Here is a 506-nt window from a genome sequence, read left to right as displayed (position 1 = left end):
CTATAAACCTCGGGGAGCATAGCGATTGCCTTGTGATATTTTTCGTCTGGAATTGTCCCTTGCACTTCCATGATGCTCCAAAGTGACGTTAATCGGCGTATAACCTATCCAGAATAAAACCCATGAGCCAGCAGCAACAGGAGATAAAAACAGAAACGGCTTTAACCATCGGTGGGGAAACAAGAAATATAAAAGCATAGACACATACAATACACCAAGAAACAGACTCCAAGAGCGCACGTTAATATTAGCAATCCAATACCTTTCTTCAGCATACATAAACAAAACAACGGTTCCCAAAATACTCGCAAACATAAGTTTGCCGATATTAGTCGTCCTCTTTATCCGAAATAGTACATAACTTAGTATGGTCACCAAGACGGCAAACCACGCCATAATGTCCCAGTCCATTGAGAAAAAGCGTGGAGCATAAGTGTTGTTAAGTATGACAACGCCCAGCAACACTCCGATTGATAAGTACGCGATGCCCAGCCGTACCATGAACC

The 506-nt window shown here is 42.7% G+C and carries 1 protein-coding gene; it reads right to left on the bottom strand.

All coding sequences use genetic code 11. The features are described 5' to 3' along the window. On the bottom strand, nucleotides 1-506 hold a 506-nt coding region (locus AB4486_RS28120; RefSeq protein ID WP_372120115.1), incomplete at its 5' end, for a hypothetical protein.

Source organism: Vibrio sp. 10N.222.55.C6, from assembly GCF_041473395.1.
In the GTDB taxonomy this organism is placed as follows: domain Bacteria; phylum Pseudomonadota; class Gammaproteobacteria; order Enterobacterales; family Vibrionaceae; genus Vibrio; species Vibrio crassostreae_C.
Note: the sequence above shows the minus strand (reverse complement) of the source record. Positions and strands in the feature narration are given on the sequence as shown.